Here is an 11,909-nt window from a genome sequence, read left to right on the forward strand (position 1 = left end):
TCCGTTCATGAGGTGGGGGTGTGTGAATCTGGCCAGGCGTAGAAGCCCTGGCCGCTCTTGCGGCCGAGCTTGCCGGCGGCGACCATGTCGCGCAGCAGCTGCGGCGGGGCAAAGTGATCGCCGAGGTCGCGCTGCAGCTGCTCGGCGATGCCGAGGCGCACGTCGAGCCCCACGATGTCGGTGGTGCGCAGCGGCCCGGTCGGGTGGCGGTAGCCGAGCTCGAGCGCGAGGTCGATGTCCTCGGGAGCGGCGACCCCCTGCTCCACCATGCGGATCGCCTCGAGCGCGAGGGCGACGCCGAGCCGGCTCGACGCGAAGCCCGGGGCGTCTGCCACGGTGATGGGGGTCTTGCCGAGCGCGCGAACCCACGAGCGTGCGGTCTCGGGCAGATCCGGATCGGTCTGGGCGCACACGACGACCTCGATGAGGGAGGACGCCGGGACCGGGTTGAAGAAGTGGAGCCCGATGAAGCGCGCGGGGTGGGCGAGCGCTCCCGCGAGCTGGCCGAGCGGGATTGACGACGTATTCGACGCGATCGTCGCGGTGCTCGCGACCTGCCCCTCGATGAGTCGCAGTGCGTCGAGCTTGAGGTCGAGGGCCTCGGGGACCGCCTCGATGACGAGCGCGGCGTCCGTGAACACGGTCGGGTCGGCGGTGACCGTGAGCGCGGCTCGCAGCGCCGCACCGTCGCCGTCGTGCCCGCGCGCGAGCGAGGCGTCGATGCTGCGCTCGATGCGCTCCCGCGCTGCCGCCGCGGCCGGCTCATCACGCTCGACCACGGTGACGCGCGCGCCCGCGAGCAGGAACGCGTGGGCGATCCCGCCGCCCATGCGGCCGCCGCCGAGCACGCCGACGCGGTCTGGGACCGTTGCCTCTGGCTGGGTCATCGCTGCGCCTTTCGCTCAAGAAACTCGGTCATGCGGCGCATCTTCTCGGGGCTTTCGAAGAGGATCGCCTGCTCGGCGAGGTCGATCGCCGGGTGCGCGCTCGGCGGTGCGGCGAACACGCGCTTCGTGGCGCGCGTTGCCTCGGGGTCGAGCTTCGCGACGCGGGCGGCGATCGCCTCGGCCGCCGCGAGCGCCTCGTCGCCCGTGTCGTGCAGGTGGGTGACGAGGCCGGCCGCGAGGGCCTCCGCCCCGGTGAGGACTCGCCCGGCGAGCAGGATCTCGGCTGCCAGCGGTGCGCCCACGAGCTCGCGGAGCCGCCAGGAAGCGCCGGCCGCGGCGAGGATGCCGAGGCCCGTCTCCGGGTTGCCGATGCGCAGGGCCGGCGTGCCGACGCGGATGTCGGCGGCGTACGCGAGCTCTGCGCCGCCGCCGAGCGCGTACCCGTCGAGGGCGGCGATGACGGGCATCGGCAGCTCCGCGACGCGGGTAAACGCGTGCGTGTTGATCCCGGCGCGCGCGTCGGCGGCGCGGCGCTCGCGCAGCTGCGCGATGTCGGCGCCGGCCGCGAAGCTGCCGCCAGCGCCGTGCACGACGAGGGTGCGCGGCGCGCGCTCAAGCTCGGCGCAGAGCTCGTGCAGCGCGTCGATCAGGTCTTGGTCGATCGCGTTGCGCTTCTCCGGGCGGTCGAGGGTGGCGAGCACGTGCGTGCCGCGATCCTCCACCCGGAGCGCGCCAGCCGCGGCGCTCACGCGTCGATCCGCTCGATGATGGTGGCGGTGCCCTGGCCCACGCCGACGCACATGGTGGCGAGCCCGTACCGGGAGTTCTCGCGCTCCATGCGCCCGAGCAGCGTGACGAGCAGCCGTGAGCCGGAGGACCCGAGCGGGTGGCCGAGCGCAATCGCACCACCGTCGGCGTTGACCCGCGCGGGGTCGAGACCGAGTCGGCGGATGCACGCGAGCGACTGTGACGCGAACGCCTCGTTCAGCTCGATCGAGCCGATGTCGTCGATCGTGAGGCCGGCGCGCGCGAGCGCCTTTTCGGTCGCCGGGACCGGGCCGAGGCCCATGATCTCGGGGGCGAGTGCCGCCGAAACGCTCGTCACGATCCTGGCGCGCGGGGTGAGGCCGTAGCGCGCCACGGCCTCGGCGCTCGCGACGACGAGCGCGGAGGCACCGTCGTTGAGGGAGGACGCGTTGCCCGCGGTGACCACGCTGCCCCCGGCGACCACCGGGCGCAGCCCGGCGAGCACCTCGGCGCTCGTCTCCGGGCGGGGCCCCTCGTCGGTGTCGACCGTGCGGGTCTGGCGGCCGTGTGGCGCCTCAACGGGCACGATCTCTGCGGCGAAGTGGCCGGCGGCGATGGCCGCGACGGCGCGGCGGTGGCTCTCCACGGCGAACGCGTCGGCGTCCTCGCGGCTGATGCCGTCGACGCGCGCGACCTCCTCGGCCGTCTCGGGCATCGAGAACGTTGCCTTGTCGCGCGCCGCGAGCTTCGGGTTGGTGAAGCGCCAGCCGATCGAAGTGTCAAACTGCGCGCCCGGCTTGGCCCACGCGCGGCCCGGCTTCTCCTGCACCCACGGGGCGCGTGTCATTGATTCGACGCCGCCGGCAACGATGAGGTCGGCGTCGCCGGCGCGGATCGCCTGCGCGGCGTTCGCGACCGCGGTCATGCCGGAGGCGCAGAGCCGATTCACGGTGTACCCGGGGACGTCGTCGGGCAGGCCGGCGAGCAGCACGGCCATGCGGGCCACGTTGCGGTTGTCTTCGCCGGCCTGGTTTGCGGCGCCGAACACGACCTCGTCGATGGCGCCGGCGGTGAGTGCCTCGGTGCTCAGGCCGGAGCGGTCAACCGCGGCGCGAAGCACGAGCGCCGCCAGGTCGTCTGGGCGAACGCCCGCGAGTGCGCCGCCGTAGCGACCGACCGGGGTGCGAACCCCTCCCACGAGATATGCGTCTGGCATGGGCGATGACCTCCTCGTCTGCGCCGTCCGCCCGCCACTTGAATTAGTGACTGATCGGTCGGTAATGAAATCAAGAATACGGTGCCGAGGCGGCTCCACGCAAACGCCGGGCCCGTCCGGGCCCGGCGTGCGGGGCGCGTCACACCCGAGGGTACGCGGTGAGCGGCTGCTCCAACAGGTCCACGACCGCGCGCAGGAATCCGGCCGCGTAGCCGCCGTCGCACACGCGGTGATCGAATACGAGGGAGAGCTGCGCGATCCGCCGGGGCACGATCTCGCCGTCGACGACCCACGGTCGCTGGAGGATCCGCCCGATGCCGAGGATCGCGACGTTTGGCGTGTTGATGATCGCCGCCGAGCCGTCGACCCCGAAGCCGCCGTAGTTGTTCACGGTGAACGTCGAGTCGCGCATCCGCTCCGGCGGCATGCGGCCGGAGCGCGCGGTCTCGGCCAGTTCGCGCAGAGCCCCGTCCAGCCCGGCAACGTCGAGGGTGTCGGCGCGGGGGATCACCGGCACCATGAGGCCGCGCTCGGTGTCGACGGCGACGCCGAGATTCACCCCGTCGTAGCGCTCAAGCTCGTCGCCGTCGCCGACGATCCGGGACGCCAGCAGCGGGAAGCGCTGCAGCGCGAGGAGCACGTACCTCGCGAAGAGCGCGGTGACGGAGGGCGCTTTTGCCCCCGGCGCCGCCATCTCCGGGCGCAGCTCCCACAGCCGCGTGACATCGACGTCCACCCACACGGTGGCCTCGGGGATCTCGCTGCGGCTGCGGCTCAGCGTCGCACTCACGGCCTTGCGCAGCGGCGAGAACCGCTCGGTCTCGACCACCCGGAGCGGAGCGGCGGCGGTCGTGGGCGCAGCGGCTCCGGCGAGCGCCGCCCCCGTGTCGAGCGTCGGTCGCTCGGCCTCGGCCGCGCGCAGCACGTCGCCGCGGGTCACCGCCCCGTCGGAGCCGGTCGCCGCGATGCCCGCGGGATCGACGCCGAGCTCGCGCGCCAGGCGGCGGACGATGGGCGAGCGGACCGCGACTGGGCGCCGCGCGCCCGAGCCGACGCCGGGTGCGGCGCCCGGTGCGGCGCCGGCAAGCGCGCTCGGACCCGCCGGGACGGTCACGGGGACCGCCGCCGGGCTCGGGGCGCCGGCCGGGCGCTCCGGGGGCCGGCCCGCGGCGCCGACACGGCGGCGGCGGCCCTTCACGGGGCCCGCCCCGGTGCCGTAGCCGATCAGCACGTTGCCGGATCCGGCCTGCTCCTCGGCGCGATACGCCTCGTGTTCGGCGGAGCCGGAGCCGGTGCCCGACGCCGCGCCGGAGCCCGCGCCGGACGGCCCCGCAGCCGACCCCGAACCTGGTGCCGCGGCCCCGTCATCGACCTCGATCACGGGCGCGCCCGTGAGGATCAGCCCGCCCTCCTCGCCGTGGAGTGCCAGCACGGTGCCGGCGTAGGGGGAGGGGAGTTCGACGATGCTCTTCGCGGTCTCCACCTCGGCGATCGGCTCGTCGGTGGCGATGGTGTCGCCCACGGCGACGATCCAGCGCACGAGCACGGCCTCGGTGAGGCCCTCACCGAGATCCGGCAGCATGAATGTCTGCGTGGTCATCGTTCGTCCTCCCAGTGCAGCGAGTCAATTGCGTCGAGTACCCGGTCGACATCGGGCAGGTGCCAGTGCTCGAACTTGGGGGACGGGAACGGGATGTCGAAGCCGGCGACGCGGCGGACGGGCGCCTCGAGGTACTCGAAGCACTGCTCAAACACGCGCGCCTGGATCTCGGACGCGACGCTCGCGAAGCCGGGCGCTTCGGCGATCACCACCGCGCGCCCGGTGCTGCGCACGGCGGCGGCGACGGTCTCGTCGTCGAACGGGGTGAGCGTGCGCACGTCGACGACCTGCACGCTGCGCCCCTCCGCCGCCGCGGCCTCCGCGGCGGCGAGGGCGATCGGCATCGACGGACCGTAGCTGATGAGGGTGACGTCACTGCCCTCGCGCACCACCTCGGCGCGCCGCAGCTCGGCGGTGAGCGAGGTGTCGACCGGCCCCTTTGACCAGTAGAGCTTCTTCGGCTCCATGAACACGACGGGGTCGGGGGATGAGATGGCCGCCCGCAGCAGCGAGTAGGCGTCCTGTGGGGTTGCCGGGGACACCACCGTGAGGCCGGGGGTGTGCGCGTAGTACGCCTCGGACGAGTCGCAGTGGTGCTCCACGCCGCCGATCCCCCCGCCGTAGGGGATCCGGATCACGATGGGCAGCCGCGTGGCGCCCCGGGTGCGGTTGCCGAGCTTGGCGACGTGGCTCACCACCTGCTCGAACGCCGGCAGCGCGAACGCGTCAAACTGCATCTCGACGACGGGGACGAGCCCGTTCATCGCCATCCCAACCGCGGTGCCCATGATGCCGGACTCAGCGAGCGGGGTGTCGAAGCAGCGGTCCTCACCGAAGCGGGCGGTGAGCCCGTCGGTGATGCGGAACACGCCGCCGAGCGCGCCGACGTCCTCGCCAAAGATGAGAACGCGGTCGTCCTCGGCGAGTGCGTCCGCGAGGGCGCGGTTGAGCGCGCCCGCCATGGTCATGGTCTCGACCGCCGGCGCCGGGGTCGCCTCCGGGGTGGTGCTCGACGCGCTCGCGTCGCGCGTGCCGGGGCGCTGCGCGGTTTGCTGCTCGGTGCGCTGTGCTGGGGAGAGCGTTGCCGTGCTCATGCGCCGGCCTCCGTTCGGTCGAGTTCGTCCTGTAGGAATCGCCACTGGGCGTCGAGCATGGCGGGGCGCTCGGCGTACACGTGGGCGAAGAGGTCTTCGGGGTCGACCTGCGGCTCCGCGTGCATCGTCTCGCGCAGCTCGGCCGCCGTGCGCTCGGCGGTCTCGGCGAACGCCGCCTCCGCGTCGTCAGTGAGCGCGCCGCGCTCGCGCAGCAGGGCCCGCACGCGGTCGAGCGGATCGCGCGCCACCCACTCCTGCACCGCCTCGTGCTCGCGGTACCGGGTGTCGTCGTCGGCGTTCGTGTGCGCGAGCATCCGGTACGTGTGTGCCTCGACGAGGCTCGGGCCGTCCCCGCGGCGCGCGCGGTCGACGGCCTCGCCGAGCACCGCGAGCAGTGCGGCGACGTCGTTGCCATCCACGCGCTGGCCGGGCATGCCGTAGCCGATCGCCTTGTGCGCGAGCGAGGGGGCGGCAGTCTGGCGCGACAGGGGCACCGAGATCGCGAACTCGTTGTTCTGCACGAAGAACACGACGGCGAGGTTGAACACCGCCGCGAAGTTCATTGCCTCGTGGAAGTCGCCCTCGCTCGTGGCCCCGTCACCGCACATCGCGAGCACTACGGTGTCCTCGCCGCGCAGCTTCGCCGCGTGCGCGAACCCCACCGCGTGCAGCAGCTGAGTGGCGAGCGGCGTCGCCTGCGGCGCGACCCGGAACTGGTGGGGATCGTAGCCCGAGTGCCAGTCGCCCCGCAGCAGCACCATCGCCTCGGCCGGGGCAACTCCGCGGGTGATGATTGCGACCGAGTCGCGGTAGGTGGGGAACAGCCAGTCGGTGTCGCGCAGGGCGTGCGCCGCGGCGATCTGGCAGGCCTCCTGGCCGTTTGACGACGGGTAGACCGCGAGGCGCCCCTGGCGCACGAGGGCGTTGCACTGATCGTTGATCCGGCGCCCTGACACGAGGCCCGCGTACGCGCTGAGCAGCGCCGCGTCGTCCGGGGCGGGGTAGTCGGCGTCCGGCGTGTGTTCCCCGGTCGCCGAAACGAGCTGCACCGGGGTGTCCCGGGGGAGCAGCGTCGTGGCTGACTGCGGCGAGATGTGCCTGGGCATTGGCTCCTCCTTGAGCTGGCGCGCGCCGAGGAGACGCTTCGACGCGCTGGTATGGCCCCAACGCTAATGATCGTCTTGTCATTTGGCTTGCTTGGTGAACAATCTGAATCAAAACTCAAAAAAGTGTGTACGATTGCGAGTCACAACGGAGTGCGGTGACGGTGGGAGTGACGTGGAACTGGACGAGACAGATCGGGCGATCATCGAGGTGCTGCGGCGGGATGCGCGGGCATCGATGACCACCATCGCCGAGGCCGTGCACATTTCGCGCGCTGGGGCGCACGCGCGCGTCAAACGCATGCGCGAGCGCGGGGTGATCACGGGCTTCACGGTGCGCACCGATCCGGTCAGTTTTGGGCAGCACGCCTCCGCCTACGTGACGCTCTCGGTTGAACAGCCGGCCTGGCAGGAAGCGCGGGCGCGGCTGATGCGGATCCCCGAGGTGGAGCACATTGCGCTCGTGGGCGGTGAGTTCGACGTGCTGCTGCTCGTGCGTGCGCGCGACAATCGTGACCTGCGTCGGGTGGTGCTTGAGGAGGTGCAGGCGATCCCCGCGGTGCGCACGTCGCGGACGCTGCTCATCTTTGAGGACTTCCCAAACATTCCGGCCGCCTAGATTGGCGAGTTGCGCGCCGGTGGCGGGGGCCATGTACACTCGGTGACTGTCCGACCGTTCGGTTAGGATGTCCCGGGGGATGCACAGGAACAACGGAGTTCACATGACTGAAACGACCCAGGCGAGCGTGCGCTCGCGCCGCACCGAAGAGCGACGGGTGCTGGCCGGCACCGTCGTGGGGACCACGATCGAGTGGTACGACTTCTTCATCTACGCGCAGGCGGCCGGGGCCGTCTTCGCCACCCTCTACTTCGCACCCGCAGGCGAGACGGTCGGGCAGATCGTCTCGTGGGCCTCGCTCGGCATCTCGTTCCTCTTCCGGCCGCTCGGCGCGATCGTCGCCGGTCACCTGGGGGATCGCCTGGGCCGCAAGCGGATGCTCGTGCTCACGCTCATCATGATGGGCATCGCCACCGCCCTCATCGGCGTGCTCCCCACCTATGCGCAGATCGGCATCGCCGCACCGGTGCTCCTCATCCTCCTGCGCATCCTGCAGGGCTTCTCAGCCGGCGGCGAGTGGGGCGGTGCCGCCCTCATGTCGGTGGAGCACGCGCCCAAGGGCAAGCGCGGCTTCTTCGGCGCGTACCCGCAGATCGGCGTCCCGCTCGGGATGATCCTCGCGACCTCGAGCATGTGGGTCATCACCACCGTGCTCACCGAGGAGCAGTTCCTCACCTGGGGCTGGCGCATCCCCTTCCTGCTCTCGATCCTGCTCATCCTCGTCGGCTACTTCATCCGCCGCGCGGTTGAGGAGTCCCCGGTGTTCAAGGAGCTGCAGGAACGTAAGGGCGAGTCGGCCGCGCCGCTCAAGACGCTGTTCTCGAAGCACACGCGCGAGGTGATTCTCGCCGCGCTGATCTTCATCGCGAACAACGCCGCCGGGTACCTGCTGATCGCCTTCTTCGCGACGTACGCCACCCGCGACGTCGAGGCCGGCGGGCTCGGGCTTGAGCGCCCGCCCGTGCTGCTCGCGACCACCCTCGCGTCCTTCGGCTGGCTCATCTTCACCCTCTACGGCGGCATCCTCTCCGACCGCATCGGCCGCGTGCGCACCTTCCAGATCGGCTACGTGCTGCTCGGCCTCTGGGCGATCCCGATGTGGTTCATGATCGACACCGGCAACATCTTCATGTACTTCGGTGCGCTGTTCATCATGACGATCGGTCTCGGCCTCTCTTACGGCCCGCAGGCGTCGCTGTACGCGGAGATGTTCCCGGCAGACGTGCGCTACTCGGGCGTCTCGATCGGCTACGCGATCGGTGCGATCTTCGGCGGCGCGTTCGCCCCCATGATTGCCGACCTCGTGTTCGGTGCGACCGGGGCGTCGTGGACGATCGGCGCGTACATTCTCGGCGTCACGATCGTCTCGCTGATTGCGGTGTCGCTCGTGAAGGAGACCCGCGGGGTCAACCTGCACACCCGCTCCAACGAGGTCGTCGCCGCGAACGAGCGCCGGTGACCCAACGCCCGGGCGGGGAGACCTCGCCCGGGCGTTCCGCGTGTGGGCGAGGGGCGCTCGGCGCGGTGCCCCCCCCCGCAGTGCTCGGCGCGGCGCCGATCCCCGGCACCGTCCCCGGCACCGCGGCCGCCCCGGCAGGAGCTCGGCCGGCCCCGGGCCCGGCGACTAGTGTGGCTCGTATGAGTGAGACCGTGGGGCCACAGAACACGTACCCGAGCGAGGTCGAGCGGGCCGCGGCGGACGCCGCCGCGCGCGGCCTCGCCGTCGACTTCGTGGCGCGCGAGGGGAGCGGGCCGCCGGCCGACGGGATGGTCGGTGGGGCACCCATCGCGAAGACCGTGGTGGTGCAGCTGGGCGGCGAGTTTGCGTTGGTGCTCGCGCCGCTCGCGGCGCAGTTCTCGTGGCCCAAGCTGCGCGCGCTGCTCGGGGTGAACCGGGTGTCGCTGCCGGACGCCGCCGCCGCGTTCGAGGCCACCGGCTACGAGCGCGGCACGATCTCACCGGTCGGGGCGCGCAGCGCCTGGCCCGTATACCTGGACACCGCGCTCGCGGCGGGGCGGATCGCGCTCGGCTCCGGCTCACACGCCTTCGCGGCGCTCGTCGACGCGGCGGAGTTCGCGGCGGCCTACGACGCGGTCGTTGCCGACCTCTCGGTCGACCCGTCGGCGGCGGGGTCGACACCCGCGGCCGCCAAGTAGCCGAGCGCCGCCTCGCGCAGCGTCTCGCGCAGTCCGGCGTCCGCGTCGCCCACCATGCGCAAACCCGGCTCCCACCCGCCGGCTCGCATTGACCCGACGGTGCGCTGGGTGAGGTTGTAGACCCCGAATGCGGCCGGGCGTTCGAGGTTGCGCGCCACCACCTGCGCGCTGAGCGCCGCGTTCGCGAGCGCGCTCAGCCCAATGAGCGCTTCGCGCAGGCGCGGCGATTCGGCGGCCGCGACCAGCGTCGCAGTCCCGGTCGCGAGCTGCAGCGCGTACGCGGCGAGCCGCACCCCGCCGAAGAGCGAGTCGACGATCTCGCGCAGCGGCGCGAGCGCGGCGATGTCCGGGTACGTCTCCGGGAAGAGGAGCGCGTCGACGGCCGCGGTGACCGCCCCGCACTGCGAGTGGCCGATCACCGTAAACAGCTGCACGCGCGGCAGGTGGGCCGCGGCGTAGTGCAGGCTGCCGAGGCACTCCGCGCCGGGCACGTTGCCGGCGATCCGTACCACGAACAGGTCGTTCGCGCCGCGGCCGAGCGCCAGCTCGATCGGCACGCGGGCGTCCGAGCAGCTGAGCACCGCGGCGAACGGCTCCTGGTTGAGGATCCCGTCGTCGTCTGACGCGTTGACGAAGCCGAGCGCCTCGGGGTCGAGTCGCATCTCCACGTAGCCGCCCGTCGTGCCGAGCGCCCCGAAGCCGCGACTGCCGCGGTTCAGGAGATCGAGCGCCTCGGCCGGCGAGTGCGCCTCGATCGGCGCCGGCCGGTCCGAACGCGCGACCCAGCGGATCTGCAGGAGCCGGTCGCGCGGCTCCGACGGTGACAGCTCTGATTCCCCCATGCACAGCATCGTAAGGACTCTCGGCGCGGGTGGCTAGACTTGCGGCGTCTGGCGCGCACGCCGCGCGCGGCCCGGGTCTGCGCCGTGTGCGCGCCGGCGGCGACGACAGGGAGGCACGGCATGGCGGATCGAGAGACGCGGCACGCAGAACTCGCGGAGCGGTTCCTGCCCGATGCGCTGATCGAGCGCATCCGCGGGCGCGCGGCGGCGACCGATCGGGAGAACGCGTTCTTTGCGGATGATCTCGCCGAGCTGCGCGCGCAGGGCTACCTCACGCTGTTCGTCCCGGAGGAGTTCGGCGGCCCCGGTCTCACGCTGCACGAGGTATCGCGTCTGCAGCAGCGCCTCGCCGGAGCCGCACCGGGCACCGCGCTCGCGATCAATATGCACCTGATGTGCGTGGGGGTGGCGCGCGCAATGCGGGAGCGCGGCGACGACTCGCTCGCGCGCGTGTTCGACGAGGCCATGGCCGGGGAGATTTTTGCGTTCGGGATCAGCGAGCCCGGCAACGACTGGGTGCTCTCCGACTCGACAACGACGGCGCAGCCGCAACCGGACGGCGGCTACCTGCTGACGGGCACCAAGATCTTCACGTCGCTCTCCCCGGTCTGGACACGACTCATGACCCACGGCGTCGACGCGTCGGACCCGGATCAGCCGGAGCTCGTGTTCGGCTTCATTGAGCGATCGGCACCCGGCATCACCGTGTCCGACCACTGGGATGTGCTCGGGATGCGTGCCTCGCAGAGCCGCGCCACCCGGCTCGACGGCGTGCCGCTCACCGCGGAGCGCGTGATCCGGCGGCTGCCCGTTGGCCCTGGCCCGGACCTGTTGCCGTTCGCGATCGCCGCGAACTTCCAGCTGCTCATCGCGTCCGTGTATGCGGGGGTGGCGCGGCGCGCACTCGACGTCGCCGCGGCGGGCCTGCGCCGCCGCCGCTCGGCAAAGCACGGCACCACGCTCGACGCGGTGCCTGAATCGCGAGTGCGCCTCGCCGATGCCCACCTCGACTACCTGGTGGTCCCGGCGCTGCTCGACGCGACGACGCGCGACTTCGACGAGCTCGTGGACCACGGCGCCGGCTGGTCGCCCCGCCTGGTGGCCGCGCGCCTCCACGCGACGGCGCTCGCGCGCCGCACAGCGGAGGTCGCGCTGCAGTGCACCGGCGGCGCCGGGTTTGACAGCGAACACGAGGCCGGTCGCCTGTACCGCGACGCGGCGGCGGGGATGTTCCACCCGCCCGCCGCAGACGCGGCGCGCCCCCTGTTCGCCGCGGCGCTGCTCGACGAAGCGTAGGCGGCGCTACTCGCGGTCGCTGGGCGCGGCGCTACTCGCGGTCGGTGAGCGCGGGGATGATCCCGAACGCGATCCAGAGCCCGAGCGCGTCGACTCCGAGCCCGCCCGCGAAGAGCCAGATCTCGGCCCCGGGCACGCTGAACGCGAGACCCATGAGGTAGAAGCCGCCGAAGACGAGCACCGCCGAGATGATGAAGCCGATGATCGTGCTTGCTGAGATCGGCGGATTTGGGGTGGGGACGAACGGCGCGTGCTGCGTGGCGTGGCTTTCGTGCGCCGGCGCTGCCTGTTCGGCGGTGGGGCCGGAAGCCTGGTTCGTCATGCTCATCCTCCATCAGTCCATGCACC

The 11,909-nt window shown here is 72.1% G+C and carries 12 protein-coding genes; 4 read left to right on the plus strand and 8 right to left on the minus strand.

Going from position 1 to position 11,909, the window contains the following annotated elements; translation table 11 throughout:
• Positions 1 to 5: 5 nt before the first annotated feature.
• The 6 genes from EV139_RS00970 to pdhA form a co-directional block, all read right to left on the minus strand.
• Positions 6 to 887, minus strand: coding sequence for a 3-hydroxyacyl-CoA dehydrogenase family protein (locus tag EV139_RS00970; protein WP_130452453.1), 882 nt, complete (start codon positions 885 to 887; stop codon positions 6 to 8).
• A complete protein-coding gene (locus tag EV139_RS00975) occupies positions 884 to 1,636 on the minus strand; it encodes an enoyl-CoA hydratase/isomerase family protein (RefSeq protein WP_130452454.1) in 753 nt (250 codons plus the stop codon). The genes EV139_RS00970 and EV139_RS00975 overlap by 4 nt, the downstream gene beginning before the upstream one ends.
• Positions 1,633 to 2,850, minus strand: coding sequence for a thiolase family protein (locus tag EV139_RS00980; RefSeq protein ID WP_130452455.1), 1,218 nt, complete (start codon positions 2,848 to 2,850; stop codon positions 1,633 to 1,635). The genes EV139_RS00975 and EV139_RS00980 overlap by 4 nt, the downstream gene beginning before the upstream one ends.
• Before the next feature lie 139 nt (positions 2,851 to 2,989).
• Positions 2,990 to 4,450, minus strand: a complete 1,461-nt coding sequence (locus EV139_RS00985; protein WP_130452456.1) for a dihydrolipoamide acetyltransferase family protein — start codon at positions 4,448 to 4,450, stop codon at positions 2,990 to 2,992.
• Complete coding sequence (locus EV139_RS00990; protein WP_130452858.1) at positions 4,447 to 5,418, minus strand: alpha-ketoacid dehydrogenase subunit beta; 972 nt, start codon at positions 5,416 to 5,418, stop codon at positions 4,447 to 4,449. The genes EV139_RS00985 and EV139_RS00990 overlap by 4 nt, the downstream gene beginning before the upstream one ends.
• Before the next feature lie 122 nt (positions 5,419 to 5,540).
• Positions 5,541 to 6,650: a pyruvate dehydrogenase (acetyl-transferring) E1 component subunit alpha gene (gene pdhA / locus EV139_RS00995; RefSeq protein WP_130452457.1), complete on the minus strand. Its 1,110-nt coding sequence runs from the start codon at positions 6,648 to 6,650 to the stop codon at positions 5,541 to 5,543.
• A gap of 172 nt (positions 6,651 to 6,822) precedes the next feature.
• Here pdhA and EV139_RS01000 point away from each other — a divergent pair, with 172 nt between their 5' ends.
• The 3 genes from EV139_RS01000 (at position 6,823) to EV139_RS01010 (ending at position 9,423) form a co-directional block, all read left to right on the plus strand.
• On the plus strand, positions 6,823 to 7,266 hold the full coding sequence (locus EV139_RS01000) for an Lrp/AsnC family transcriptional regulator (protein ID WP_241988930.1): 444 nt from the start codon (positions 6,823 to 6,825) through the stop codon (positions 7,264 to 7,266).
• 103 nt (positions 7,267 to 7,369) lie between these two features.
• Positions 7,370 to 8,725 carry an MFS transporter gene (locus tag EV139_RS01005; RefSeq protein WP_130452458.1) on the plus strand — a complete coding sequence of 452 codons (1,356 nt, stop codon included), beginning with the start codon at positions 7,370 to 7,372 and terminating at the stop codon, positions 8,723 to 8,725.
• A 179-nt stretch (positions 8,726 to 8,904) separates the two neighbouring features.
• The gene (locus EV139_RS01010; protein WP_130452459.1) at positions 8,905 to 9,423 is read left to right on the plus strand and encodes an aminoacyl-tRNA deacylase; all 519 of its coding nucleotides are present in this window, start codon (positions 8,905 to 8,907) and stop codon (positions 9,421 to 9,423) included.
• Here the strand turns inward: EV139_RS01010 and EV139_RS01015 are convergent.
• Positions 9,351 to 10,265: a carbonic anhydrase gene (locus EV139_RS01015; RefSeq protein WP_198677402.1), complete on the minus strand. Its 915-nt coding sequence runs from the start codon at positions 10,263 to 10,265 to the stop codon at positions 9,351 to 9,353. The genes EV139_RS01010 and EV139_RS01015 overlap by 73 nt on opposite strands.
• Before the next feature lie 120 nt (positions 10,266 to 10,385).
• Here EV139_RS01015 and EV139_RS01020 point away from each other — a divergent pair, with 120 nt between their 5' ends.
• Positions 10,386 to 11,561, plus strand: coding sequence for an acyl-CoA dehydrogenase family protein (locus EV139_RS01020; RefSeq protein WP_130452461.1), 1,176 nt, complete (start codon positions 10,386 to 10,388; stop codon positions 11,559 to 11,561).
• 31 nt (positions 11,562 to 11,592) lie between these two features.
• Here the strand turns inward: EV139_RS01020 and EV139_RS01025 are convergent, their stop codons facing one another.
• Complete coding sequence (locus tag EV139_RS01025) at positions 11,593 to 11,883, minus strand: hypothetical protein (protein ID WP_130452462.1); 291 nt, start codon at positions 11,881 to 11,883, stop codon at positions 11,593 to 11,595.
• Positions 11,884 to 11,909 lie beyond the last annotated feature (26 nt).

This window comes from Leucobacter luti (assembly GCF_004217175.1).
Lineage (GTDB): Bacteria > Actinomycetota > Actinomycetes > Actinomycetales > Microbacteriaceae > Leucobacter > Leucobacter luti.

Excerpts from the sequence above, each read along its gene's own strand:
- EV139_RS01010 (WP_130452459.1), top strand. The coding sequence starts at position 8,905 with ATGAGTGAGACCGTGGGGCCACAGAACACGTACCCGAGCGAGGTCGAG.
- EV139_RS00970 (WP_130452453.1), bottom strand. The coding sequence starts at position 887 with ATGACCCAGCCAGAGGCAACGGTCCCAGACCGCGTCGGCGTGCTCGGC.
- EV139_RS00980 (WP_130452455.1), bottom strand. The coding sequence starts at position 2,850 with ATGCCAGACGCATATCTCGTGGGAGGGGTTCGCACCCCGGTCGGTCGC.
- EV139_RS01005 (WP_130452458.1), top strand. The coding sequence starts at position 7,370 with ATGACTGAAACGACCCAGGCGAGCGTGCGCTCGCGCCGCACCGAAGAG.
- EV139_RS01025 (WP_130452462.1), bottom strand. The coding sequence starts at position 11,883 with ATGACGAACCAGGCTTCCGGCCCCACCGCCGAACAGGCAGCGCCGGCG.
- EV139_RS01015 (WP_198677402.1), bottom strand. The coding sequence starts at position 10,265 with ATGGGGGAATCAGAGCTGTCACCGTCGGAGCCGCGCGACCGGCTCCTG.
- EV139_RS00985 (WP_130452456.1), bottom strand. The coding sequence starts at position 4,450 with ATGACCACGCAGACATTCATGCTGCCGGATCTCGGTGAGGGCCTCACC.
- EV139_RS01020 (WP_130452461.1), top strand. The coding sequence starts at position 10,386 with ATGGCGGATCGAGAGACGCGGCACGCAGAACTCGCGGAGCGGTTCCTG.
- pdhA (WP_130452457.1), bottom strand. The coding sequence starts at position 6,650 with ATGCCCAGGCACATCTCGCCGCAGTCAGCCACGACGCTGCTCCCCCGG.
- EV139_RS00990 (WP_130452858.1), bottom strand. The coding sequence starts at position 5,418 with ATGACCATGGCGGGCGCGCTCAACCGCGCCCTCGCGGACGCACTCGCC.